The sequence below is a fragment of the Flavobacterium sp. GSP27 genome (assembly GCF_003970395.1).
Taxonomy (GTDB): Bacteria; Bacteroidota; Bacteroidia; order Flavobacteriales; family Flavobacteriaceae; genus Flavobacterium.
In genome coordinates this window covers 78145-103619 of sequence record NZ_RYDP01000005.1, presented here as the reverse complement: position 1 = coordinate 103619, position 25475 = coordinate 78145, and the positions used below count along the sequence as shown (strand labels likewise).

Here is a 25475-nt window from a genome sequence, read left to right as displayed (position 1 = left end):
TGCACTAGTGTCTTTATAGAAAAACCTGAAAGTATGTATACTTCTTAGTGACTTAACCCCACAAGAAGTAAACTATTTACAAGAGGTTTTAATTAATCATGATAATAAAAAATAGCAGAAGCATACCCACTTTCAGGATCATTATTACTCCACCAATCTTCTCTGATTTCTGAAAAATAATTATAATTATCAGCTCCTGCCTGAGACTGCAGCGGATAAATAACTTTGCCCTCTTTCCTGTAGGCTTTATCAGTATCTGTTTCTGGCACCACTACTACTATATGCCCGGATTTATTCAAAACAATTCTTTTGGCACAGATGATTCCTACACCACCATTAGCATTTACTTTCTCTTGAAGTTCATTAACATCAGCGATTCTTTCCCATCCAAACTCATTTCCGGATTGTAAAAACCAATCATAGATGTAATTTGAATAAAAAGGCCTTACCGTTTCATCAAAAATAACAGCCACTTCGTTCCCTTTCTCCAGTTGCTCAATTGCCTTATCCGTCCATCTCAATCTGGGAATATAGACCTTGGCAAAAAAGCAATAATCAAAAGTATAAATATTACAATAGGTATCCGATGCGTCTTTCTGATACCGAAAACTTTTTGAAACATCCAGTGCAGTGATGATATTGCGAATTGACGTCAGTTTAGACTCAAGACTAGTTAAATCCCTAAAAGGAATTGAAGGATCACCAATAGGTTTGTACGTTTCCTCTTTACTGTCCAGACTTGCTCGTGCACCCAGTTCAAAATTAGGCACTTCAATATCCGTACTTTTTTCAGTGGTTTCATCTACGAGCTCAATATCTTTTGATAATACAAAACCCTCTTTTTCAGTGTTCAAAAGCTTTACTTTCCACCAATCTGATGCAGTTTTTTCAATTAATTTAACGGTATGTCTAAACGGTATTTTTATTAAAATTTTGGAATTATCATGCGTTGCCGGAAAATCTCTTAGATTTAATGACGGGGTAGCTACTCTATATTTCATACTAATCAGTTTCTTATAAATGATTCTACTGCCAAAATACTAAAAACAACTAAGAAAGTATCACCAGAAGCCGTTAATTTAAGATTTTTTTTAGAAACTAATAGTCTCCAATAACAATAAGGAGCGCTATCTAGCCTGTAATAAAGAGTGTGCACATTCTGGACATGCTAACTTTACTAGCATAAAAAGCTAAGAATAAAAACCTTAATTTTAACTTATGAAACAAGTGCGAAAAATTTATGACCGAGTTCTTAAAGAGAAAGCAGTTCAATTGAGTTATGAGAGACATAATATCTCCGAACTTGCCAGAGAATTAGGTATAACTGCTTCACAGTTATATAAGTGGCGAAAAGAGTATGAAGAGTTCGGACAAGGAAGTTTTCCAGGTAACGGCAATTTAAAGCAAACGCCAGAACAGGAACGAATTTCTGAACTTGAAAGAAAACTAAAAGATGCGGAACTAGAGCGAGATATATTAAAAAAAGCAATTGGCATCTTTTCCAAAAACGGTCGATGATTTATACTTTCATCAGAAACAATGAAAAGATATTTCCGATTGAAAAGATGTGTAAAGTATTGCAAGTTGGTCAAAGAAGTTATTATCAATGGAAAAGTTTTATGAATGTAAAATTAAAAACAAACAATTATTCTTTTAAAACATTTTTTTAATTAAGTTATTATTAAGAGTTTTGTTAATAAAAAATTAATATTTAATAAAATTAATAAAATAATCAAACAATCTTAATAATGTAAAAGTATATGTTTTTTCTTAAAAAAATTACAACAAAAACTTATTTTTTTATTTAAAATGATACCCGTACTATTAATTAACCGTCTTGCAAAGAATATTTATAACATACAAAAAGTCATATTACAGTCATTTATAAATGTAGTTTTTAGGCAACCAATAATTAATTACGGCTTACTACTTATTAACTATCTTATTACCAAGACCTAAAAGCTGATTTAACAAAAACCTATGTTATAATTTTTATATAAAAACAATACTCTAACGCCAAAATTAATTTTGAATAGCCAAAAACTACTTGTTGATAATTTAGATGATTCTGTCCTTTGGAAAGCTTTAAAATCAGGAGACGAAAAGGCTTTTTCATCACTTTTTAAAAAGTATTACAGTCATTTAGTGCGATATGGGAATTCGTTTACTCCTTTTCCTGAAAAGGTACAAGATTGTGTGCAGGACGTATTTACAGACGTATGGGTTTACAAAAATTCCCTTAATGATAATGTTGTCGTAAAAGCTTATTTGTTATCAAGTGTCCGAAAACGTATTGCCAGACTTCACGAAAGAGACCATATTTTCAGAAAGTCCACTACTGTAGATTTGATTCCGTTTACTTTTGATTTTACCATCGAGGATATTCTTATCGCTGATGAATCTATGGCTATCAAAGTTTTAACACTCAACCAGCTCATCAATAATTTACCAGCACGACAGAAAGAGGCTTTATATCTGCGATACCATCAAGGACTAAGCGTTGAACAAATTGCAGAACTACTCGGAGTTAATTATCAGTCAGCAAACAATTTGATTCACAGGTCTTTACTAAATATTCGTAAAAATTGGAAAGAAAATAAGTCTCTTCTTTTTTTATTGTTATCTCAAGTATTTTAAATTTTTTGAAAAAATTTAGAATTAAGTGAGTATCAATTTAAAAAAATGTCCTCTTTCCTTTTATAACCCATTTTTATTCATGCAAAACCGTAATAATTATATTGAAATAGGCGAATTTTTGGCCGATGAATCCTTCAAAAGATGGGTACTACAACAAAACGACCAACAAAATTGGGAGCTTTGGACTTTGGAAAACCCCGTAAGAGCTAAATTAGTTGAAGAAGCGCGCGTATTGATTTTTGCAATGAAAGTTCCCGCAGACGATTTATCAGCTGATGCAGTTCAGACTGCTTTGGAAGCTACTTGGCATAAAATTGAGAATAAAAAGAAAACCACTCGCAAAACCAAAGTGTTGTTTTTAAGAAACAATTGGATTAAAGGCATTGCAGCAACACTTGTATTTGGGCTGATATCAACTTGGTTTTATCATAATTTTTTTAATGCCAATGATGGAGAGCTTAATTATAATGAATTAATTAAAGAGAATTCCGATGGCCTGTTAGAGCAAACAAACAACTCCAATAAGTCCCAAGTTATAATCTTGTCAGATGGCAGTTCGGTTTTATTACAACCAAAAAGTAAATTGAGTTATCCTAAAATATTTGTCGGAAACGAACGGAAAGTTTATCTGTCTGGTGAAGGTTTTTTTGAAATAAGCAAAGATGCTAAAAAACCGTTTTTGGTTTATTCAAATGAAATAATAACTAAAGTTATAGGAACAAGTTTTAGAATAAAATCCTATGAAAACGATTCTAATGTGGAGGTAATAGTTAGAACAGGTATTGTCAAAATCCATTCCAATAAATCTGCTTTTAATTCAACAAAGAAAGAAGTGATTTTATTGCCTAATCAAGCACTTCGTTATGGTAGAAAAACCCTTATATTCAATAAAATTACCAATATAACACAAGATGAATCATTAACTAGTGCTCTTGGTGACGTAGAAAAATTAAGTTTTGAATTTACCGATATTCCAGTAGTCCAAATTTTTAGAACTATAGAGCAAGCGTATTTAGTAGATATTGATTTTCCAGAAAATAAGTTGAAAGAATGTCATATTACTACTTCACTAACTGACCAGCCCTTATCTGAAAAATTAAAAATAATCTGTGAAAGTATTGGAAATAACACAACGTATCAAATGAATGGTAACCAAATTAGTATTCAATCAATTGGTTGCAACTAAATTACAATTTATATTAAATTAAAAAAAGCGCCGAAAATGCTGTAACATTTACGACGCCGTAAAAAATCAATTGATCTCCTGTAAAAGACAATTGTAATGTTTCGCTAATAACCAATTAAAGTATTAACCAAAAAACCAAAATTATGAAAAAAACTGTAGTAAAACAACGACGACGCTATCGTATCATAAAGTTAACATTATTCCAATTTGTTTTAGCTCTCATTTTTTCTAATGTAGTATTGGCAGATAGTGGTAAAGAACAAAGAAAACTTGACACTAAGGTGACAATTAGCATGACGAATGTGAGTCTGGATGATGCTTTATTTAAACTTGAGAAATCAATACACGTTAAGTTTTCTTATAATTCAAGAATGACTCAGTTAAAACAAAAAGTGGACATAGAAGCCACTAATGAATTATTATCCAGCGTACTTTCACGCATTTTAAAACCACTTAGCATTAAGTATGACGAAATAAACAATCTGATTGTACTACAAAGAGAGCGCATTTCGATGATAAATACAGCGACAGAAAGTTTGGATCAGACAGAAATTAAAGCAATAGCTGCTATTATAATAATAAAAGGAAAGGTAGTTGATGAAAAAGGATTAACGATCCCAGGAGCTAATGTTCACGTTAAAGGATCTACTATTTCGGTTCAAACAGACATTGATGGAAGTTTTGTTATTGAAGTGCCTTCTGTAAGATCCGTTTTAGTAATATCATTTATTGGGATGGAAACCAAAGAAGTTAATTTAGGAAGTGGTTTTCTTACTGTCGTTTTAAAAGAGGAAGGACAAAGCCTTAATGAAGTTGTAGTTACCGCTTTTGGTATTCGACGCAAAAAAAACACGCTTCCTTATGCGGCTCAACAAATAAGTGGTGATGATGTCAATAAAACGCAAGTAGGAAACGTTGCAAGTGGACTATCCGGAAAGATTTCAGGTTTACAAATAACTCAAGGTAACTCTGTAGGAGGATCAGTAAATGTTGTAGTTAGAGGAAATAAATCATTGACAGGAAACAATCAAGCATTATTTGTAGTAGATGGAGTTCCGGTGGATAATTCGAATACAAATTCAGCGTCGCAAAGATCAGGGGCAGGCGGTTATGATTATGGTAATGCAGCGGCTGATATTAATCCAAATGATATCTTATCGATTAACGTGTTAAAAGGAGCCGCAGCCTCAGCACTTTATGGTTCAAGAGCAGCAAATGGGGTAATAATGATTACCACCAAAAAACCAAAAAACGGGCTTGGAATTTCTGTAAATAGCGGAGTTACGGTTGGCAATATAGATAAAACAACATTTGTAAAATACCAACAAGAATATGGCGCTGGGCGTTCAATTCCTCAGGATAAAGATGGGTTTCTATTTTTTGATGCTAATGCTGATGGAATTAAAGACTTGGTAGTACCTACATTTGCGCCACGTTCGTGGGGACCACGTTATGACCCAAATTTATTAGTATATGATTGGGAAGCATTTGATCAGGCATCACCAAATTATCAAAAACCAAAACCTTGGATTGCACCTAAAAACGGACCGGACAGTTTTTATCAAACCGCTATTTCTACGAATCATAATGTTATGATTGATGGATTAGTTGCTGACAAAGGTTCTTTTAAAATTGGATATTCCAGAAATGATGAAAGAGGCGTATTACCAAATGCAAGTGTTTTAAAAAACATTGTAAATCTTAGTGCTAGTTATAATATAACAAACAAACTGGTGGTAAGTGGATTAGTAAATTATTCCCAAGTTGATGGCAAAGGAAGATATGGAACAGGTTATGATAGTGGAAGGAATGTGAATAGTAATTTCAGACATTTTAATCAGACAAATGTTGATGTTTTAGAATTAAAAGATGCCTATTTTAGAAATAGAAAAAATATTACTTGGAACTGGGCTGATCCTACAAAACTTACCAATTTAACTCCCGGTTTTTCAGATAATCCATATTGGGTTGTTTATGAGAATTATCAAAACGATACTAGAAACAGGGTCATTGGAAACGCAACAATCACCTATAAGGTTACCGACTGGTTAGACCTTTTAGGCCGAGTTTCTGTAGATACCTATTCAGAAATGCAACAGGAAAGAAGAGCCGTGGGAAGTGCTGGAATTTCATCTTATTCTCGTTTTGATAGAAATTTTAATGAAACTAATTACGATTTATTGGCAACAATAAATAAAAAATTAAATGACGATTTCAGTCTTAATGCCTTAGCTGGTCTCAATATTAGAAGAAATACAATAAGTTCAATTTTTTCTCAAACTGCAGGAGGTTTAGTTGTTCCAAAACTTTATGCCGTTTCTAATTCAAAAGGAACTGTCCCTGCAGCGATTGAATCGTATCAACCAAAAGCAGTAGATGGTGTATTTGGTGGCGTAACAATAAATTACAAGGAATTACTTCTTTTAGATGCAACCTTGCGTAGGGATAAATCTTCAACCTTGCCTGAAGAAGCAAATGCATATAATTATTATGCCGTTTCCGGCAGTTATATTTTTTATAATCATCTTCAAAATTTACCCTGGTTATCTTCTGGAAAGCTTAGACTAAATTATGCTACTGTTGGAAATGATGCCGCTTGGGGAAGTCTAAGAGATGTGTATGATAAGCCAAATCCTTTTGATAGCACATTGCTTTTTTCTTTACCTAATACTAAAAACAATAGTGCATTAAAACCTGAGAATACAATCAGTAAAGAAATTGGCTTAGAAATGTCCTTTTTTAATAACAGAATAGGTTTTGATGCCTCTTATTATCATACTAACACAGTAGATCAAATTATTCCTGTAGCTGTTTCTACTGCTATAGGTTACTCCAGCAAATTTATTAATGCCGGTGATATTGAAAACAAAGGTATCGAAGTTTCTATATTTGCAACTCCGGTAAAAGGCGCCGATTTCTCTTGGAATGTGAATTTAAATTTCACAAGAAATCGTAATAAAGTTTTATCCTTATACAACGACAGTAAAAACTTGCAATTAGGAACTTTCCAAGGTGGAGTTAGCTTAAATGCTTCGTTAGGTAAACCTTATGGCGAATTACAATCGGTGACTTATGAAATGTTAAATGGGGAACGACTTATAAAGGATAACGGTTTATATCAATTTACAACTACTACCTCAAATGTAATTGGAAATGTTAATCCAGATTGGATTGGTGGCTTGAGTAATAGTTTCAGATATAAAAATTTTAACTTAAGTTTTTTAATTGATGTAAAAAAAGGAGGTCAATTATTTTCTTTAGACATGTACTACGGTACAATGTCGGGTATTTTACCCGAAACTGTTGGACTTAATGATCTTGGAAACCCAAAACGAGATGCTGTTGCCAATGGAGGAGGTATAATTTTGGCAGGAGTTACAGCGAATGGAGAACCTAACACAAAAAGAGTTACTATAGTTTCAGGCACTAGTGGATATCTTCCTCAATCAAATTTTGTATATGATGCGAGTTTTGTTAAACTTCGCGAGGTAGCGATTTCATATTCTCTTCCAAAAAAAATAATGTCAAGAATTAAATCTATAAATGAAATAGAATTTTCGTTGACTGGAAGAAACTTATGGTTAATCCATAAAAATGTTCCCTACGCTGACCCTGAAGAAAACTTATCTTCAGGCAACATACAAGGCTATCAAAGTGGATCTTACCCTACAGTACGTGCTATTGGGTTAAACGTAAAAGTAAAATTATAAACTTACAATCATGAAAAAAAGATTTATTTCAATAGTAGTATTGGTGTTACTAATTAGCGCCTGTACAGACGACATTACTCGTTTTAATGATGAAACTAAACGGGCTAGTGAAGTCCCTCCGGGTAGTTTATTCTCAAATGCCGTTAAAACATTGTCAGATGGCTTAGCCTCAGCCAGTGTAAATGTTAACATCTTTCGACACTTTGTAAATCATTGGGCTCAGGCTGTTATTCAGGAAGAGGCACAATTTAATTATGTCACAAGGTCGATTAATGATGCATGGTGGACTAGAATGTATAGAGATGTTTTGAATGATTTAAAAGAAAGCTCCCGTATTATAACAAATGATGTTACTTTAAATCCAATTATAAAAACAAATCAATTAGCAATTATCGATATCATGCAAGTGTACACCTTTAACATTTTGGTGACTACTTATGGCGATATTCCTTACTCCAAGTCGTTAGATGATCAGCTACTTTTCCCAGTTTATGATGACGCCAAAACTGTTAACAAAGAATTAATGATCCGATTGGAAAATGACATAGCCAAATTAAGTATTAGTGCTCCTGGCTTCACATCGTCAGAAGATATTATTTTTCAAGGTTCTGTAGCAAAGTGGATTTCTTTTGCAAACTCTTTACAGGTAAGAATGGCTATGACAATATCTGACGTAGATAATTCATTAGCGAAAACAGCCTTTGAAAAAGCCAATCCAAATGCTATTAACGCGATATCTAATAATGGTTTTGTTAAATATTTTACCGCAATACCTAATAATAATCCGTTGTATGATCAACTGGTGTTGGCCAATCGCACCGATTATATTGCGGCAAAAGATTTAATGGATGTTCTGAATAGTTTTGAAGATCCACGTAAACCAGGTTTTTTTGGAGTGAATAATGTAGGCTTATACGTTGGAGGCATAATGGGCATCCCAAGTGATTATCCAAAAATGTCAAAGCCAAGTACTCGTGTAGCTGACCCTAGCGCGCCAAACGTATTAATAGATTACGTGGAAATGGAATTTTATAGAGCTGAAGCAAAAGAGCGTGGCTACAACGTAACTGGTTCTGCAGAATCTCATTATAATAATGCCATTAAAGCTTCAATACTATATTGGGGCGGTACTGAGGCAAATGCTGATAAATACTTATTAAGATCGGACGTTGCTTACACGACCGCTGCAGGTGGATGGAAACAAAAAATAGGTTTCCAAAAATGGATTGCATTATACAATCGCCCATTTGAAGGATGGTTGGAAGTTCGCAGATTAGATTTCCCAAAATTAACAATACCCGTAAATGCTTTTTCAGGTTATCCAAACCGGATGAAATATCCAGCAAATGAGCAACAGTTAAATGGAACTAATTACACGAACGCGGCTACAAAAATAGGTGGCGACAAAAGCGAAACTAAATTATATTGGGATATAAACTAATTAAAATCATACACAAATGAAAAATCGATTCCTCTTTTTGTTGCTGATATCAACAACATTTATACTTGCTCAAGACCGGTTAACGGGCAGGAATTTTGCTTCAAGATCTGAAGTTATTGGGCAACACGGAATGGTAGCATCCAGTCAACCCTTAGCAACACAAATAGGAATCGATATTTTAAAAAAAGGAGGTACAGCAGTGGATGCCGCAATAGCTGTAAATGCCGCATTAGGCTTGATGGAGCCAACAGGTAGCGGCATTGGTGGTGATCTTTTTGCGATAGTGTGGGATGCAAAAACCAAAAAACTCTATGGCTTGAATGCCAGCGGACGATCTCCAAAAGCACTAACTTTAGATTACTTCACTAAAAATAACATTACACACATTCCACCAAGTGGTCCCCTGCCAGTATCGGTTCCAGGTTGTGTTGATGGTTGGTTCGAATTGCATAATAAATTTGGAAAACTACCCATGCAGGACATCTTAAATCCAAGTATAAAATATGCTGAAGAAGGTTTCCCAACTACAGAATTAATTGCTTATTATCTGCAAGTCACGATAAATAAATATATGAAACAGTACCCTAATATCAAGGAAACTTATACTGTAGATGGCAAATTACCTCAAAAAGGAGATATTATTAAAAACCAATTTTTAGCTAATACCTATAAAAAAATTGCCAAAGGAGGAAGAGATGCTTTTTATAAAGGAGATATTGCCAGAGAATCTGCTAAATTTATTCAAGCTCAAGGCGGATTTTTAGCGTATGAAGATTTTGCAACACACCATTCGGATTGGATTGAACCTGTCTCAACAAATTACAGGGGGTATGACGTATGGGAATTACCACCAAACGGACAAGGAATGGCTACTTTGCAAATGCTTAATATTATAGAAGGTTATGATTTTAGTAAAATACCCTTTGGTAGCGCTCAACATTTGCACATTGTAAACGAAGCAAAAAAACTTGTTTTTGAAGATCGCGCTAAATATTATGCGGACTCAGATTTTATGAAAGTTTCTGTAAATGATTTATTATCTAAAGAGTACGCAACTGAAAGAAGGGATTTAATTAATCCTGACCGCGCAGGGACTTTTAAAGCTGGAAAAGAAAGCAATGGCGGTACAGTTTATTTGACTGTCGCCGATAAAGAAGGAAACATGATTTCTTTAATTCAAAGTAATTATAGAGGCATGGGATCTGGAATGGTTCCGCCAAAATTAGGTTTTATGCTTCAGGATCGAGGCGAATGCTTCAATTTGGCTGAAGGAACGCCAAATTCGTATGCCCCTCAGAAAAGACCTTTTCATACTATTATTCCGGGTTTTGTTACTAAAGATGGACAACCATTTATGAGTTTTGGTGTAATGGGAGGCGATTTTCAACCTCAAGGTCATGTTCAAATATTAATGAACCTGATTGATTTTGGTATGAATTTACAGGAAGCAGGAGATGCACCAAGGTTTGAACACATTGGTTCAACTGATTTTACGGGCGAGCTGTCAACAGGCAAAGGCGAAATCCTAATTGAAAGTGGTTTTGATTTTGAAGAAATAAACAAATTGATCAAGAAGGGACATAAAGTTGGCTTTGGCGGTTATTATGGTGGTTATCAGGCGATAATGTATGACGCCATAAGAAAAGTATATTTTGGCGCCTCAGAAAGCAGAAAAGATGGTGCGGCCGCAGGATATTAATTATCTTTTTTTAAGCAAGATCATACCTGAAACAACTTTTCTTTATTCGAATAGTCTCATCAAAATAAAAGAACAAATAATATAATTTATCCTGATCTTATTCCAAAATTATTAATTTAAATTTTAATGAAATGTTAATAAAAAACACATGTGCTTTTATTTTATTTTATATTTTATCTGTCCAATATGTTACTGCACAGACAGATTTTCCAGCACCAATTGAGGGAGATTATCTAATAAAAGATTTTACTTTTAAAAGTGGAGAATATTTAGACCAACTAAAACTACATTACACAACCATTGGGAAACCAACAAAAAATAAGAAAGGTCAAATTAACAATGCTGTTTTAATTATGCATGGCACCACCGGAAGCGGAAGCGCCTTTTTGAGCAAACAGTTTGGAGGCAATTTATTTGGAAAGGGTCAATTGTTAGACGCCACAAAGTATTTTATTGTTTTAACAGATGATATTGGACACGGAAAATCGAGCAAACCAAGCAATGGCTTAAAGATGGCATTTCCCAAATACAATTATGACGATATGGTTTTGGCAAACTATAAATTACTGACTGAACATTTGAAAATAGATCATCTTCGATTGGTAATGGGAACATCAATGGGCGGCATGCACACTTGGGTTTGGGGTTACACCTACCCTGATTTTATGGATGCACTAATGCCTTTGGCAAGCTTACCAGCAGAAATAGCCGGTAGAAACCGCATTCAAAGAAAAATGGCGATTAAATTAATCGAAATGGATCCTGAGTGGAAAGAGGGTAATTATATTCAACAGCCACAACAAGGAATGACTGGCGCTATATTATCTCTGATGTTTATGGTGAGTAGTCCGTTACAATGGCAAATTGCAGCCCCAACCAGAGAGAAAGCAGAAATAATGATGGAAAATACTTTAGCCCGATATTCATCAACATTAGATGCTAATGATCTGATTTATGCTTTTGATTCCTCAAGAGATTACAATCCGCAACCTTACTTGTCAAAAATTAAAGCCCCTTTAATTGCTATAAATTCTGCCGATGATCAAGTAAACCCTCCTGAACTCGGATTAATGGAGAAAGAAATTAAAAACGTTAAAAATGGAAAATATATCTTATTACCTATTACAGATAAAACCACTGGCCATGGCACACATTCCAATCCAAAAATATGGGGTAAATATCTTAAAGAATTACTTAAAAAATCTGAACCCAAAATTAAGTAAAATTCAAGCTTTTAATATTGTTTTCCAGAAATCAAAACTTACTAAGGTAGATTTTAAGTTTACGATTTATGTTTCTTAACGGAAAACAGGAAAACACTTTTATGTTGCCTCCAAATTAGCCATATTGATTTCAAGTGAGTGAGTGCATTTGTTAATAGTAAATTTTGTTAACTACTGAAAAAACAATACAAAATTTCCATTCCCAGAAAAACTTCTTTGTCAGAACTCTTCTTATTCTTTTCGCCATCTATACAACTGGGAAGCGGTAACTTCCAATTCTCTGGCTAGTTCAGAGATCTTATGTCTATCATAACTCAATTGAACGGCTTTCTCTTTAAAAGCTCGGTCATAAATTTTACGCACTTGTTTCATAAGTTAAATTAAGGTTTTTGTTCTTAACTTTTTATGCTGGTAAAGTTAGCAAGTCCAATATATCATCGGCAACGGCAAGTAGAGACTTAAAAAAGGGGGGCGCATTGAATCTCTTTGAAATCGTAGGAACTCTGAACAAAACAAAATACCTGATAAAATAATTATTGTCAACACTACTGTAGCATTCCTATTTACACATAAAAAAAGCCCCTAAAAAAGCCGAAATGTATCAGTTTTTTTTAGGGGCTTGGTTTTTAAACTTATTTTTACAATGTAGCCATGTCTATTACAAAACGATACCGGACATCTCCTTTTGTCATTCGGTCATATGCTTCATGAACATTTTTGATATCAATCATTTCTATTTCAGAAACAATACCATGTTCCGCACAATAATCTAACATTTCCTGAGTTTCAGGCAAGCCGCCTATAAGCGAACCTGCAAGACTTCTTCGTCCGCCTATGAGACTAAAAGCTTGAATTTCATAAGGTGTTGGTGGTACGCCCACACAAATATGCACGCCGTTTACTCTCAATAATGACAAATACAAATTTAAGTCGTGTGGTGCAGAAACAGTATCCAGAATAAAATCAAAAGAACCAGCTACACTTTCGAGTTGTTTGGCATCTTTAGTAACGATAAAATTATGTGCTCCTAATTTTCTGGCATCGGCTTCTTTATTTGCTGATGTACTTAACACGGTAACTTCAGCTCCAAAAGAAACTCCAAATTTAACCGCCATATGTCCCAAACCACCCAAACCAAGAACGGCTAATTTATGCCCTTTCCCAACTTTCCAGTGTCTCAATGGAGAATAGGTCGTGATTCCGGCACATAATAAAGGCGCTACAGCAGCCAAAGGCAATTTATCTGAAACTTGCAAAACAAAATCTTCATGTACTACAATGGTATTCGAATAACCGCCATAAGTAGGTGTTTTTCCGTCTTGTCCTAAAGCATTATACGTGTCGGTTCTTCCTTTCAAACAAAATTGTTCTAATCCCTCTTTACAGTTTTCACAACTTCTACAAGAGTCTACCAAGCAACCTGTCCCTGCTATATCTCCTATTTTAAACTTCTTTACATGACTTCCTACCTTTACCACTTTACCTACAATCTCATGTCCCGGAACCATTGGGTAAATTGAACCGCCCCAGTCATCTTTAATTTGGTGTAAATCACTGTGACAAACACCACAAAACAGGATGTCAAATTGTACATCATGTGGTCCAACTTCTCTTCTTTCGAAATCCCAAGGTGCTAAATCTGTCTTAGCATCTTGTACTGCGTATCCTTTTGTAGCTATCATTTTTTTTATATTTTCAATAAAATTATTGAATTTATCTTGAAAAACGAGTTATCGAAATGTTAAAGAAATCCAAAGAAATTATATAGGTCTCCTCCGTAAAAAAAAACCTCATAGTAATTGCATAGCCTTTAATGCTTTAAATCCATAGTTTAATTTATATTTAATTTTTTTTAAACTACATTTATGAAAGCACAATCTTATAAAAATCACATTCGGTACTATCCGCCTCATCATTTTATTCATTATCCAATAATCATGACATTGCTGCCTTCAGTATTTATTTTAGTTGTACCAAAAGAAGATTCTTTAATCTGGATATTTATTAGTGTACTCTTTGTCGTGCTTTTGCCTTGTTTTTATGTTGCGTCAACATTATGCGTTGATCCTACAAAACCGAATTGTCTATTTAGAACTTCGGTACCGTTATTTTTCTCTTACCGGAAAAACATTGGAAGATTTTTAACGTCATTTAAATGACGATCAGCTATTTGCGTTACGTTTTGCCTCAGATGATGAATTTCAAGCGTTAACTCTAAGAGCGCTGAATGAAAATCTTTCGGCAAAGGAAATTAAAAAAGCGATTCAGCACTGGAAAGCGGATTACGAAAGAGTTTAAAATTCCAAAAATAATAAGACTAATTTATCCAATTTAACAATTTCGAATTTTGTTTCTTTGTGATGAAAAGATAGCAATAAAACTGAATTTAAAACCACTAAATGCCCGAATATTTTCTAGATATTGAATACAAAGACATTACGTACAAGGAAGAGGAAGTCAATTTTAAGGAATTTGAATGCTGTACTTTTACAAATTGTAATTTCTCCCAATGCGTTTTTTTAGCGGTTACTTTCATTGATTGTACCTTCAATGACTGCACTTTTAGCAATGCTAAAATTAATTATGTGGCCTTTAGAACCGTAACTTTTAATCGGTGTGAAATCAAAGATGTCAATTTTGCCATGTGCGATAAATTAATTTTCGAAATCGCTTTTAAGGATTGTATTTTGGATTTCTCTAAATTTTACACTTTAAAAATCAAAGGAACCTCCTTCTCCAATTGTAGTCTTATTGCCGTTGATTTTATGAGCACTGATTTGACCGAAGTTGTTTTTGAAAACTGCGATTTATACCGTTCTGAGTTTGCAAAAGCAATTGCCAACAAAGCTAGTTTCAAAACAAGCTATAATTATACAATTGATCCCAAAACAACAAAATTAAAAAAAGCCGTTTTCGCTTTAGAAGGATTGAAAGGATTGCTCTATAAACATGAAATCATAGTAAAATAGTGCTTTATGAATCAATATCTGATCGTCATACTCCGTATCCATCGTAGAAAGCAAATACAACAACGTCGATTTTCCACAGCCAGATTTTCCTATGATTGAAACAAACTCTCCATGTTTGACACGCATATCCAGTGATAATTATTTAATGAAAGAAACATTAGTTTTATTTACAAGTTTTTAAATAGTTATTTTACTAATAATCAAAGAGTAATTATACGTTCATTAAGTAAAAAAATTTGTATTACTATTTTTTTGAAACATTCCTTTTACAGACATCAAAAAGGCTCGATTTAAAATTAAACCGAGCCTTTTTGATGTCTGTATATTTTTAAACTAAGGAAGCAGTCGAAGAAATTGCAGCATTCAAAACTTTAGAAATAGGACAATTTTTTTCTGCTTTAGTTACTAATTGTTGAAAAGCATCTTCTGTTATTCCGCTAATTTTTGCTTGAAGCATCAGGTGCGAGGTAACAATGGTTCCATCAACTAAATCAATGTCGCATTTGGTTTCGATACTTTCGATTTCAAACCCTTCTTCACTAATGTAGGCCGAAAGTTGCATCGTAAAACAGCCTGCGTGTGCTGCGGCGATAAGTTCTTCAGGATTAGTCCCCACTCCTTCTTCAAAACGAGATTTGAATGAATATTGGGTATCTTTTAGTGTGGTACTTTGTGTAGTTAGTTTTCCGGCTCCTTCTTTGAGTGAACCATTCCAGACTGCGGTTGCATTTCTTTTCATAATTATAAATTTTCTGTTTTCTCAAATTTAGTTCTTTTTAAAAAAAGAGTATAGTATATCCACTATTTTTAACTAAAATTTAAAATTAAATCAAAAAAAATTAACAAAAACGTGGTTAAAATAAATACTGTTTAATTTTAATAGTATCAGTAAATTCTTTATGTTTGCTTTTTGAAAAAGTATACTTTACTTACAAAAAAAACTAATTGACAACCAATAAAAAAAACTAATTAATCAGCAAATGAAATTAACTACAATTATTTTTTTATTATCGATTGTAATTTTACTAAATAGTTGTGCTTCAGTATACAAACCAATACAACCCGCTTCACTTAATTATATTTCGAACAACACACTTCATGGAGTAACGCTGGAATACAAATATGATTTATTAAATAAGAAATACGCAAAGAAAGAGACTAAAAAAGGGCTTCGACTAGTGGCTGTTAAAGTAAAAAACAATACTGAAAAAGATTTGGTTTTTGGAAAAGATATAAAATTAAATTTTGAAAGCGGAAATGAATTGTATCTATTGGAGAATGAAAGAACATTCAAATCTTTAAAACAAAGCCCAGCCTCCTATTTATTTTATTTATTACTATCTCCAATTCAATTGTTTACCAAAAAAACCAATTCAAACGGAATGACAGAGCAAACCAGCTCGACACCAATAGGACTGATTATTGGACCCGGATTAGCCTTAGGAAATATGATTGTTGCGAGTAATGCCAATAAAAAGTTCAAAACTGAGCTGAACGATTACTCCATTAATGGCAAAATAATAAAAAAAGGAGAAACTGTTTTTGGACTTATTACTTTTCAGTCTGATAATTATGGTGCTATTAAAGTTAGAGTAGAATAAAAATTACCCATAAAATAATAATAATAATAATAATAACCAATTCCATCTGACAATGAAAAAATTATCTCTTCTCGTTTTTGTATTTTTAGCTTTTAGCTGTAGTCCAAAAATCACTTCTAATTTTGAATCTTCAGAAAAACCACTAACAATTGAAGACCCCGTAGCCTTTCTTGATGTTCATCATGCAATTCCTGAAGGTGCCAAAAAAATAGGAAATGCCAGATATCAGGACAGTGGTTTCACAACCGATTGTGATTTTAACTCACACCTGACAAAAGCCCGAAAATTAGCCCGAGAAAAAGGCGCTAATCTTGTAAAAGTAACCGAAAAGAGAACTCCCGATATATGGAGTCTTTGTTATCGCATCAAAGTAGATTTCTATTATTATGACGGAGACGTAACCACAATCCCCCAATATAAATTACAACTTAATTAATTATACACACTCTAATGAAAAAAACAATCCTTATTTCTACATTATCCCTAGCGCTACTAATGAGTAGTTGTGCTACAATTGTTTCCGGCTCTAAACAAAAAGTAAATTTTAGAAGCAACCCTGCTGCTGCCTCTATTTTTATTGATGAAATCGAAGTAGGAAAAACGCCTTTTGAAATCAAACTGGAACGAAAAAAAGAACATCATGTGATGATTAAATTAGAAGGATACCAAACTTTTGAAACTAACTTGACCAAAAAATTCAATGCTTGGTATATTGGAAATATTTTATTTGGTGGCTTGATTGGTATCATTGTAGATCCTATTACTGGAGCAATTTACAACTTAACACCTAAAGAAGTCAATGCTGAAATGAATAAAGGAACTGCTTTCAAAGTAAATAAAAGTGAAGTGTACATCGCTGTCGCTTTAAATATAGATCCAAACTGGAAAAAAGTAGGTCAATTAGAAAAAATAAACTAATACTAAGTATTTACACCAAAAGCTAAGGTGGCAAAAATATGGTATTAGGTGTACTAAAAAGCACCGGTTTTGCCGTTCTATTTTTATCCCTGTCATAAACTAAAAGCTGTAACGCTATTCCAAATCAAGAATAGAATTACAGCTTTTTTTTATATTGCACCTAGTAATCTTGTTGTTTACAGTGCTTAAAATATTTTCTCAGATCGTAAGCCCTAAGAAGAACAAAAACACATTAGAAAACTATTTTTAGCCCTTTTTTGTATCAAAAACAATTGAAAAAGTAGCCCCTTTATTTGTCCCACTGCTTTGTGCATAAATTACACCGTTGTGTCGTTCTACTATGTTTTTGCACAAATACAATCCAATTCCTGTAGAAGGCTCATTTGAAGTGCCAGACATACTCATTTTAGTGAATTTTTTAAATAATTCGTCACTCTGTTTTTGAACAAAACCTACTCCTGTATCCTTCACTTTTAAATACAGTTTAGTGCCATCAAGATACACATGAACCTCAATTTCACTATTTGGGTAGGAGAATTTTATAGCATTATCAATTACGTTGACTAAAACTCGAATCAACAACTCGTCGTCAATTGATAAAAGTGCTTCCTGAACGTCAATTGATAAAACTAATTTAATGTTTTTGACCACTAATACCTGATCTAATTGTTTTGCCACCATAGAAAAAACAGGTGAAAATTGAATTAGGGAGTCCTGAGAATTTCTTTTTATAATTTGATCTTGTTCCTTTAATAATGTGATAAAACTTTCAATATAATGAAATTGTTCACCACTGGATTGAACTATTAACTCCGCTAATTCTTTTATATAATCCGAAGAATCCTCTTCTAAAATAAGCAATGCGGCCGATTTTGAATTTCCTACAAAATTTCTTAGATCATGCGAAAGCAAATAAACTAAATCTTGTTTTTCAGTAATGAAATTTTCGTTATCAGCTATTGATTCTTGAATATTACTCATTAACAACCCTGCTTCATCCGAAAAATTAGTTGGCAAAGAAGGTATTGTTCTGTCTTTTCTATAGGCAATTAATGACCTGGAAGCTACCTCTATTGGTTTAATTAGTTTTTTTAAAAAAAATAAAGTGACCGCTGTTGCTAATAAAGTAATAATCAGCGCAAAAATTAAAATAGAATCGGCTGAAATTGTTTTACTTGCATAAAGCACAAAAAATAACAATCCAATTAATGGAATGTGAATGCCTATAAATGCAACAAACAGGAATTTGAAGGCATAACTATTTTTGAGAAAACCAATCCGAGACAATTTTTCATACAACTGCATAAATTTATTTTTTTAAAATGCAAATGTATTAGTAAAAAATTACAGAACCCAAAAATTACAATTAATTTTTATCTTATTTGTAACACACAATGAATATTCTAAAAATAACTCATCAAACTACTTTCTTCGAGTGTCAATAAGATAAATAATTTTCCAGTGGTTGTCTTTTTTGAAAAGTGTAAACGCATTTACCTCAGTATGACTTAGTGTACCATTAACCTAAAACTCATACGTTGTCCAGACATGCGCCATGGCTCCGTTTATTTGAATGGAATACCTGAGAATTTTTTCTTGAAATTTTAAGCTATAGATTTATAAAATGCCCCCTGGTTTTTCATGAGAAAGCAAAGTGCCTTTTTCATTCTCAGCAATGGATTGCAATATCTTTGTATCATCACAAAGTAAATGCAATTGAGGTGAATCTCTGGCATGGAAGGCTTGAAAAAAGTATCAATTACGCTTTGAACTTCTTGATATTGAGCCTGCTAATATACTGAGGAGAGCAATAAAGTCAGTACTAGAATTTTTCGTATGATTACTTTTTTGATTAATTTGTATCCGATATAATATAAGTGCTACATTTTCAACCTAAAATTATACATTTTAGTACCTTTACACTCTCAAAAAAGGAAATATGTCTGTCGCAAAAAAAGATTATAAAAGAATTACAACAAAGTCATTGATTGAAATGAAGGCTAATGGAGAAAAAATTTCGATGCTCACCGCATACGATTACACCATGGCAAAAATCGTTGATACGGCAGGAGTTGATGTAATATTAGTGGGAGACTCCGCTTCAAATGTTATGGCTGGTCATGAAACTACATTACCTATTACGCTGGATCAAATGATTTATCACGCCTCCTCTGTGGTAAGAGCCATTGAAAGAGCTTTGGTAGTGGTGGATTTACCCTTTGGAAGTTACCAATCCGATCCTAAAGAAGCCTTGCGCTCTGCCATCCGAATCATGAAAGAAAGCGGTGGTCATGCCGTAAAACTAGAAGGTGGTAAAGAAATTAAAGACTCTATCAAGAAAATATTAAACGCCGGAATTCCAGTTATGGGACATCTAGGTTTAACACCACAATCCATTTATAAATTTGGAACCTACACCGTTCGTGCCAAAGAAGAGGAAGAAGCACATAAGTTAATCGAAGATGCTAAATTACTAGAAATACTAGGCTGTTTTGCCTTAGTTTTAGAAAAAATTCCAGCTCATCTAGCCGAAAAAGTAGCCCAAAGCATCTCGATTCCAGTTATTGGTATTGGTGCTGGGGGTGGTGTTGACGGACAAGTATTAGTAATTCATGATATGTTAGGAATGAACAACGAATTCAGTCCTCGTTTCTTAAGAAGGTATATGAATTTATATGACGGAATGACAACGGCCATTGGCCAATATGTTGCAGATGTAAAATCAAGTGATTTCCCTAATGCAAATGAACAATATTAAATTTGACTTCTTAGATGAGTAGCCTTTAAGAGAATTTGATTATTGTCGAATACTCTAAGAGTATTGGAAATCCAACAATCTAAAAATCCAAATGAAAATAATTTCTACTAAAAACAACCTTCAAATCCTTCACGAAGACAATCATCTTATTGTAATTAACAAACGTGTAGGAGATATTGTTCAAGGGGACAAAACGGGTGATAAACCCTTATCAGATGTGGTTAAAGAATACATCAAAGACAAATACAACAAACCCGGGGAGGTTTTCCTGGGTGTTGTACATCGCTTAGATCGGCCAACAACCGGAATAGTTGTATTTGCCCGAACCAGTAAAGCTCTGACTCGAATGAATGAATTATTCAGTACCCGTGAAACTCAAAAAACATATTGGGCCATTGTCAAAAACAAACCTGCCAAGCCCACTGATACACTCGTTCATTATTTAAAAAGAAACGAAAAAAACAATAGTTCAAAAGCGCACGAAAAAGAAGTCCCTGAAAGCAAATTAGCCAGTTTAGAGTATACAATTATCAAAGAACTAAACAACTACTATGCGCTTGAGATCAATCTTCATACTGGAAGACACCATCAAATAAGGGCTCAACTTTCAGCGATTGGATTACCTATAAAAGGGGATTTAAAATATGGTTTTGACCGAAGCAATCCGGACGGAGGAATCCATTTGCATGCTAGAAAATTAATGTTCATTCATCCTGTTACAAAGGAAAATATAAAAATAATTGCTCCTGCTCCAAATGATGTGATCTGGAATGCCATTTAATACTAAAAAAACAGTATTTTACTTTCAACCTTTCAATAACTCAATAATAAATATTCACAAAAACAAATTGTATGAAAAAACTACCTATTATTTTTTGTTTCATTTCGTTCTTAAACATGACCGCTCAAGACCATTTTTCAGGAATCAATATGTCTACTAGAGTCGGAATACTTAATGCCGGTATGAATCCTGCGGAACTGTCTAATTTAAGTTCAAAATATGAAATAAATATTTTTTCGGCCAGCGTAAATGCTTCTAATAATAAAATAGGATTTAGTGATATTGTTAATAGTGAAAACTTAGAAAATTTGTTATTTACAGGAAATACTCCTGTAAATATGCGCGTAGATGCTGAAATATACGGCCCAGGTTTTGCTATGAAAATGGATAAATGGGCTTTTGGTTTTACTACAAAAGCTGCTGCAAAATTAAATTTAATTGATATTGACCCACAACTTGGTGCGGCGATCAATACCGGAAATCTTATTGGTTCTTCATCAATAAGCAATGATTACAACCAACGTTTAAATGGAACAAGCTGGGGAGAAATAGGAATTTCAGCAGCCAGAAACGTATTTGAAAATGAAAACCATAAATTTAATGCGGGTGCTACCTTGAAATTATTATTTCCAGGCTCGTACACCAACTTAGGCCTGGATCAATTTCAGGGAACCATTAATACTATTGGTGCCGAAGCGTATTTAAATAATACTCAAGCGTCAATGAATATTGCGTATTCCGGGAACTTCAATGATGGTTTTACTGATTTTAATAATTACTCTGAATCCGTTTTTGGAAAACTAAACGGAGTTGCAGCTGATTTTGGTGTAAATTACCAATGGAAAGACCAAGACGGTTACAAAATAAATGCGGGTATCGCAGTGCGAAATATTGGTACGATGACCTTCAAGGATGATGCAAATTCCTCTACTAATTATGCATTAAACATACAGTCTACTTTTTCTAACCCAAATGGTTTGGCATTAAGCCAATTTCAAAACACTACTACTTTAAAGGAAGTAGAAACCATTTTAGTAAACGACGGATACTTAACTAAAACCACATCCAGCAAAAACTTCAAAGTAACCTTACCTACTGTTTTCTCCGCCTATGCAGATATAAAAGTAATACCTAAATTTTTTGTTGCGCTTTACACACAACAAAAATTAAAGGATGACACCAGCGATAATCAGGTGACAACACAAAATGTGGTTTCTATTACACCTCGATTTTCTTTGAAAAATTATGAAATTTATTCCTCTTGGTCAGATAACGAAATTTCCGGAATTACTGGTGGTGTCGGGTTAAGAGTGTATGGCTTTTATATGGGATCCAGTTCTATAGTGACTGCTTTGGCCAGCGACAGTAAACAAGCTGATTTTTATGTAGGCTACCGACTTGGGTTAAAATAATAAATCTGTACCTTTAAAATCATAATATGAAAAATGAAAATAGTGTAGACTACCGAAAAGAATCTTTAAAAAAACTATTGCATACCATCATAAAACAGGAACAAGCAATTATTAAAGCGCTCTACGATGATTTTAAAAAACCAGCCTTTGAAGCCGTTTTAACAGAAACAAATTATGTCATAAGTGATTTAAAAGAAACCATCAAAAACATTGATTCTTGGGCTAAACCCAAAAAAGTTCTCGCTTCTTTTTTGAATTTTCCATCGTCAGATTACATATATAGTGAGCCTTACGGAAATGTATTGATCCTTTCGCCTTGGAATTATCCGTTTCAATTGGCCTTATGCCCTCTGATTGCTGCTGTTGCTGCCGGAAATAAAGTAACCCTAAAACCCTCTGAACTTACCCCAAATACGTCTACTATAATAGCGAAAATTATAAATGAAACTTTCCCTGTAAAAGATGTCGTCGTCATTACCGGAGACGCGACTGTTGCTCAGGAATTATTAAAAAAACGTTGGGATTATATTTTTTTTACAGGAAGTGTTGCCGTTGGCAGAATTGTAGCAAAAGCTGCAGCCGAAAACCTAACTCCAGTTACGCTGGAATTAGGCGGGAAAAGTCCTTGTATTGTTGATGAAACTGCCAATTTAGAATTGAGTGCCCGCCGCATTGTCTGGGGAAAAATTATAAATGCCGGACAAACATGTGTTGCCCCTGATTACATAGTGGTGCACCATAAAATGAAAGCTACTTTCATAACTTTACTAATTCTGGAAATTGAAAAGGCACTAGGTCCAAATCCGGAAGAATCCCCTGATTACGCCAGAATTATCAATTTGAAAAACTGGCAACGCCAATTGCATCTATTGGAAAACCAAAAAATACTTTTTGGAGGTCAATACAATAAAGACACTTTATTCCTTGCTCCTACGCTATTGGACGAGCCAAAAATGGACAGTCCGGTGATGACCGAAGAAATTTTCGGCCCCATACTTCCTATACTCTCATACCATTCAGAGGCAGATATTGAAAAAATAATTTTAAGTTTCGAAAAACCATTATCGTTGTATTTATTCTCTCAAAACAAATCTTTTATTGCAGAAGTTTTACAAAAATATTCTTTTGGCGGTGGCTGTATCAATGATACCGTAATCCATTTAGCGAATAATCGCTTGCCTTTTGGCGGTGTTGGTACTTCAGGAATGGGAGCCTATCACGGAAAACGGAGTTTTGATACTTTTTCGCATAAAAAAGCCATTGTAAAAAGGGGGACATGGCTGGATTTACCCCTTCGGTATGCGCCTTACAAAGACAAATTAAAGACCTTTCAAAAAATATTAAAATGGATGTAACCCATGAAAAAACCGTCAGTGCATCCATAAAATACCGACGCTCAGTTCGGGTTTTTATAAATGAAACTATTGTGCGAAAAAAGTAAAAAAGTGTATTTACTTAGCCACAATATGGCAACAAGCTGGAAGCAGAATATTCAAAAAGAGAACAATTTGCTTTTCATCATTATCAAAAAATCGTTCCGTTGTTTTAATTTGATATCACAGGAATTATTGGAATAATCAAATTTATTGCATTTCAATTCATTGGGTTATTCAAACCCATATATAGACAGGTAAGACAAAGTGACATGCACATTGTAGCCCATAAAAGTGCCAGACTTGCGGCACAAAATTTCGTGATCAGCATGACTGCCATAAACTATGATACGTGCCAAATGGAAGGTTTTGATTCGCTACGAATAAAAATATTACATTTACCGGCATCATCCGAAATTAATATGCTACTGGGTAGCGGAAAAGGAGTGTACGGAAAACGATTCAGAGTTCCTTTTGAATACGTTTATTTTGAAAAATAACAGAATAATTAACCCACTAAAACGACCAACAAATGTTGAAAACTACACAAAACCGAATACACGAAATAGAAAAAAATGGATATCCTTTAGATTTTGGAATCGTTTTTAACCATGCTTTTGAAAATTATAAAAAAATTGCGATTTATGCCGGTTTAATTATTTTTGTGTTTTTTATACTGCTGATTGTTTTTGTATCAGTAATACTTGTTGCCTTTTTTGATTCTGCCATGATACTGGAAAAAATGAAACCGGAAAATTTACAACCGGAAAATTTAAGTTTAAACTTTATTTTAATTGTATCCGGGGTTTCTGTTTTACTATCGAGTTTATTTAGTCCTATTAGCGCCGGTTTAATCAAAATGGCGTATTGTGCTGAAAGAGATGAAGAATTTCATGTATCAACCATGTTTGAATACTATAAAATATCGTATTTCAAAGAACTCTTCATTGCTACTTTACTAATTTCAATTTTTAGCACCTTACTATCATCATTGATTGACTATGCACAAATACCCTTCATCGGATTTATTATCACAGTAACTATAACATTATTCACGATACTGACCATTCCACTTATTATTTTTGGAAACTTAAATGCTATTGAAGCTTTAAAATCAAGCATACTAATCGTGGTAAAACAACCGCTTATTTTGCTGGGTTTATTGGTAGTGGGTGCCATTTCTACATTAGTGGGACTCATTGGGTGTTGCATTGGTATAGTATTTACAGTACCCTTTATGTATTCTTTATACTATGCGATTTATAGTGAAATTATTGGTTTTGAAACTACACTAGAACCGGAACAAATGTTCTAATAAAACCGCTTTTTACTAAAAGCCAGAACATAATTACAAGCTGATTTTGGCTTTTTGTAAAAAATAATCTTATATTTATTTTTTACAAAAAGCCAAATCTAGTCTTTAAACCTAACAAACAGTTTCTATGGTGTTATACTGTAGCTTATTATTTACCATTGACTCAGAGTCAATTTTATTCAGCGTTTATAATTCTTTTGCAATCAATAATTTTTTGTGGATTGTAATTCCTGTTTTATTTGTTTTTCTAGTCTGTAAAATTTTTAAAATAAAAATACTATTAAGCAATTCCTTTATTAAATACTATAATGAAGAGGATAGTAAAAACATAGAAAACCAGCGCTATCTTTTATATTTGGGCATACTAATTCCGGTACTTGAAACCCTATTTGAAATTTTCAAAATAAGACCTGTAAGCTTACTGATTTCAAATCTTGGTATCGGTACTTTTT

At 33.5% G+C, this 25475-nt stretch carries 23 protein-coding genes and 1 pseudogene; 18 read left to right on the top strand and 6 right to left on the bottom strand.

Going from position 1 to position 25475, the window contains the following annotated elements:
- Positions 1-92: 92 nt before the first annotated feature.
- Positions 93-1001: an SH3 domain-containing protein gene (locus EKM05_RS06180; protein ID WP_126462479.1), complete on the bottom strand. Its 909-nt coding sequence runs from the start codon at positions 999-1001 to the stop codon at positions 93-95.
- Positions 1002-1218: 217 nt separating this feature from the next.
- On the opposite strand from EKM05_RS06180, the gene EKM05_RS06175 reads away from it, so the two are divergent.
- From EKM05_RS06175 to EKM05_RS06145, 7 genes are all read left to right on the top strand, one after another.
- The gene (locus tag EKM05_RS06175; protein ID WP_126554163.1) at positions 1219-1518 is read left to right on the top strand and encodes a transposase; all 300 of its coding nucleotides are present in this window, start codon (positions 1219-1221) and stop codon (positions 1516-1518) included.
- Positions 1519-2028: 510 nt separating this feature from the next.
- On the top strand, positions 2029-2637 hold the full coding sequence (locus tag EKM05_RS06170) for an RNA polymerase sigma factor (RefSeq protein ID WP_126462483.1): 609 nt from the start codon (positions 2029-2031) through the stop codon (positions 2635-2637).
- A gap of 79 nt (positions 2638-2716) precedes the next feature.
- Positions 2717-3823, top strand: a complete 1107-nt coding sequence (locus tag EKM05_RS06165; RefSeq protein WP_126462486.1) for a FecR family protein — start codon at positions 2717-2719, stop codon at positions 3821-3823.
- Between the two features lie 143 nt (positions 3824-3966).
- Complete coding sequence (locus EKM05_RS06160; RefSeq protein ID WP_233590886.1) at positions 3967-7533, top strand: SusC/RagA family TonB-linked outer membrane protein; 3567 nt, start codon at positions 3967-3969, stop codon at positions 7531-7533.
- 10 nt (positions 7534-7543) lie between these two features.
- On the top strand, positions 7544-8974 hold the full coding sequence (locus EKM05_RS06155; RefSeq protein WP_126554161.1) for a SusD/RagB family nutrient-binding outer membrane lipoprotein: 1431 nt from the start codon (positions 7544-7546) through the stop codon (positions 8972-8974).
- Between the two features lie 16 nt (positions 8975-8990).
- Positions 8991-10673 (top strand): gamma-glutamyltransferase, encoded by a 1683-nt coding sequence (gene ggt, locus EKM05_RS06150; protein WP_126554159.1) that lies wholly within the window; start codon positions 8991-8993, stop codon positions 10671-10673.
- 131 nt (positions 10674-10804) lie between these two features.
- Positions 10805-11896, top strand: a complete 1092-nt coding sequence (locus EKM05_RS06145; RefSeq protein ID WP_126462497.1) for an alpha/beta fold hydrolase — start codon at positions 10805-10807, stop codon at positions 11894-11896.
- Positions 11897-12127: 231 nt separating this feature from the next.
- Here EKM05_RS06145 and EKM05_RS06140 read toward each other — a convergent pair whose 3' ends face one another.
- Positions 12128-12268 carry a transposase gene (locus EKM05_RS06140; RefSeq protein WP_126554157.1) on the bottom strand — a complete coding sequence of 47 codons (141 nt, stop codon included), beginning with the start codon at positions 12266-12268 and terminating at the stop codon, positions 12128-12130.
- A 266-nt stretch (positions 12269-12534) separates the two neighbouring features.
- Positions 12535-13578: an NAD(P)-dependent alcohol dehydrogenase gene (locus EKM05_RS06135; protein ID WP_126462502.1), complete on the bottom strand. Its 1044-nt coding sequence runs from the start codon at positions 13576-13578 to the stop codon at positions 12535-12537.
- Positions 13579-13761: 183 nt separating this feature from the next.
- Here EKM05_RS06135 and EKM05_RS14820 point away from each other — a divergent pair.
- Positions 13762-14194, top strand: a pseudogene (locus tag EKM05_RS14820) (DUF6526 family protein).
- Positions 14195-14295: 101 nt separating this feature from the next.
- Positions 14296-14865: a pentapeptide repeat-containing protein gene (locus EKM05_RS06125; RefSeq protein ID WP_126462505.1), complete on the top strand. Its 570-nt coding sequence runs from the start codon at positions 14296-14298 to the stop codon at positions 14863-14865.
- On the opposite strand, the gene EKM05_RS14815 is transcribed toward EKM05_RS06125, so the two are convergent.
- Positions 14815-14991: an ATP-binding cassette domain-containing protein gene (locus EKM05_RS14815; RefSeq protein ID WP_317125144.1), complete on the bottom strand. Its 177-nt coding sequence runs from the start codon at positions 14989-14991 to the stop codon at positions 14815-14817. The genes EKM05_RS06125 and EKM05_RS14815 overlap by 51 nt on opposite strands.
- Positions 14992-15193: 202 nt before the next feature.
- Positions 15194-15604, bottom strand: a complete 411-nt coding sequence (locus EKM05_RS06115; protein WP_126462508.1) for an OsmC family protein — start codon at positions 15602-15604, stop codon at positions 15194-15196.
- A gap of 241 nt (positions 15605-15845) precedes the next feature.
- Here EKM05_RS06115 and EKM05_RS06110 point away from each other — a divergent pair, with 241 nt between their 5' ends.
- Genes EKM05_RS06110 through EKM05_RS06100 form a run of 3 tightly spaced genes read left to right on the top strand, consistent with a single transcriptional unit; the run spans position 15846 to position 17384 of the window.
- Positions 15846-16466 carry a hypothetical protein gene (locus EKM05_RS06110; protein ID WP_126554154.1) on the top strand — a complete coding sequence of 207 codons (621 nt, stop codon included), beginning with the start codon at positions 15846-15848 and terminating at the stop codon, positions 16464-16466.
- Positions 16467-16518: 52 nt separating this feature from the next.
- Positions 16519-16902: a hypothetical protein gene (locus tag EKM05_RS06105; RefSeq protein WP_126462513.1), complete on the top strand. Its 384-nt coding sequence runs from the start codon at positions 16519-16521 to the stop codon at positions 16900-16902.
- A 14-nt stretch (positions 16903-16916) separates the two neighbouring features.
- Positions 16917-17384: a PEGA domain-containing protein gene (locus EKM05_RS06100; RefSeq protein ID WP_126462516.1), complete on the top strand. Its 468-nt coding sequence runs from the start codon at positions 16917-16919 to the stop codon at positions 17382-17384.
- Positions 17385-17630: 246 nt separating this feature from the next.
- Here EKM05_RS06100 and EKM05_RS06095 read toward each other — a convergent pair whose 3' ends face one another.
- On the bottom strand, positions 17631-18689 hold the full coding sequence (locus EKM05_RS06095) for a sensor histidine kinase KdpD (RefSeq protein ID WP_126462519.1): 1059 nt from the start codon (positions 18687-18689) through the stop codon (positions 17631-17633).
- Positions 18690-19323: 634 nt separating this feature from the next.
- Here EKM05_RS06095 and panB point away from each other — a divergent pair.
- The 6 genes from panB to EKM05_RS06060 all read left to right on the top strand — a co-directional run bounded on the left by panB (position 19324) and on the right by EKM05_RS06060 (position 25023).
- Positions 19324-20142, top strand: coding sequence for a 3-methyl-2-oxobutanoate hydroxymethyltransferase (gene panB / locus EKM05_RS06085; RefSeq protein ID WP_126554152.1), 819 nt, complete (start codon positions 19324-19326; stop codon positions 20140-20142).
- A gap of 91 nt (positions 20143-20233) precedes the next feature.
- A complete protein-coding gene (locus EKM05_RS06080) occupies positions 20234-20923 on the top strand; it encodes an RluA family pseudouridine synthase (protein WP_197037243.1) in 690 nt (229 codons plus the stop codon).
- Between the two features lie 71 nt (positions 20924-20994).
- Positions 20995-22335: a hypothetical protein gene (locus EKM05_RS06075; protein WP_233590885.1), complete on the top strand. Its 1341-nt coding sequence runs from the start codon at positions 20995-20997 to the stop codon at positions 22333-22335.
- Positions 22336-22361: 26 nt separating this feature from the next.
- Positions 22362-23690, top strand: coding sequence for an aldehyde dehydrogenase (locus tag EKM05_RS06070; RefSeq protein WP_126462528.1), 1329 nt, complete (start codon positions 22362-22364; stop codon positions 23688-23690).
- Between the two features lie 200 nt (positions 23691-23890).
- Complete coding sequence (locus EKM05_RS14595) at positions 23891-24208, top strand: nitroreductase family protein (protein WP_317125380.1); 318 nt, start codon at positions 23891-23893, stop codon at positions 24206-24208.
- Between the two features lie 32 nt (positions 24209-24240).
- Complete coding sequence (locus EKM05_RS06060) at positions 24241-25023, top strand: hypothetical protein (protein ID WP_233579304.1); 783 nt, start codon at positions 24241-24243, stop codon at positions 25021-25023.
- Positions 25024-25475 lie beyond the last annotated feature (452 nt).

Excerpts from the sequence above, each read along its gene's own strand:
- EKM05_RS06155 (WP_126554161.1), top strand. The coding sequence starts at position 7,544 with ATGAAAAAAAGATTTATTTCAATAGTAGTATTGGTGTTACTAATTAGC.
- EKM05_RS06145 (WP_126462497.1), top strand. The coding sequence starts at position 10,805 with ATGTTAATAAAAAACACATGTGCTTTTATTTTATTTTATATTTTATCT.
- EKM05_RS06165 (WP_126462486.1), top strand. The coding sequence starts at position 2,717 with ATGCAAAACCGTAATAATTATATTGAAATAGGCGAATTTTTGGCCGAT.
- EKM05_RS06080 (WP_197037243.1), top strand. The coding sequence starts at position 20,234 with ATGAAAATAATTTCTACTAAAAACAACCTTCAAATCCTTCACGAAGAC.
- EKM05_RS06160 (WP_233590886.1), top strand. The coding sequence starts at position 3,967 with ATGAAAAAAACTGTAGTAAAACAACGACGACGCTATCGTATCATAAAG.
- EKM05_RS06175 (WP_126554163.1), top strand. The coding sequence starts at position 1,219 with ATGAAACAAGTGCGAAAAATTTATGACCGAGTTCTTAAAGAGAAAGCA.
- EKM05_RS06115 (WP_126462508.1), bottom strand. The coding sequence starts at position 15,604 with ATGAAAAGAAATGCAACCGCAGTCTGGAATGGTTCACTCAAAGAAGGA.
- EKM05_RS06140 (WP_126554157.1), bottom strand. The coding sequence starts at position 12,268 with ATGAAACAAGTGCGTAAAATTTATGACCGAGCTTTTAAAGAGAAAGCC.
- panB (WP_126554152.1), top strand. The coding sequence starts at position 19,324 with ATGTCTGTCGCAAAAAAAGATTATAAAAGAATTACAACAAAGTCATTG.
- EKM05_RS06075 (WP_233590885.1), top strand. The coding sequence starts at position 20,995 with ATGAAAAAACTACCTATTATTTTTTGTTTCATTTCGTTCTTAAACATG.
- ggt (WP_126554159.1), top strand. The coding sequence starts at position 8,991 with ATGAAAAATCGATTCCTCTTTTTGTTGCTGATATCAACAACATTTATA.
- EKM05_RS14815 (WP_317125144.1), bottom strand. The coding sequence starts at position 14,991 with ATGCGTGTCAAACATGGAGAGTTTGTTTCAATCATAGGAAAATCTGGC.
- EKM05_RS06125 (WP_126462505.1), top strand. The coding sequence starts at position 14,296 with ATGCCCGAATATTTTCTAGATATTGAATACAAAGACATTACGTACAAG.
- EKM05_RS06135 (WP_126462502.1), bottom strand. The coding sequence starts at position 13,578 with ATGATAGCTACAAAAGGATACGCAGTACAAGATGCTAAGACAGATTTA.
- EKM05_RS06100 (WP_126462516.1), top strand. The coding sequence starts at position 16,917 with ATGAAAAAAACAATCCTTATTTCTACATTATCCCTAGCGCTACTAATG.
- EKM05_RS06060 (WP_233579304.1), top strand. The coding sequence starts at position 24,241 with ATGTTGAAAACTACACAAAACCGAATACACGAAATAGAAAAAAATGGA.
- EKM05_RS06105 (WP_126462513.1), top strand. The coding sequence starts at position 16,519 with ATGAAAAAATTATCTCTTCTCGTTTTTGTATTTTTAGCTTTTAGCTGT.
- EKM05_RS06110 (WP_126554154.1), top strand. The coding sequence starts at position 15,846 with ATGAAATTAACTACAATTATTTTTTTATTATCGATTGTAATTTTACTA.
- EKM05_RS06180 (WP_126462479.1), bottom strand. The coding sequence starts at position 1,001 with ATGAAATATAGAGTAGCTACCCCGTCATTAAATCTAAGAGATTTTCCG.
- EKM05_RS06095 (WP_126462519.1), bottom strand. The coding sequence starts at position 18,689 with ATGCAGTTGTATGAAAAATTGTCTCGGATTGGTTTTCTCAAAAATAGT.
- EKM05_RS06070 (WP_126462528.1), top strand. The coding sequence starts at position 22,362 with ATGAAAAATGAAAATAGTGTAGACTACCGAAAAGAATCTTTAAAAAAA.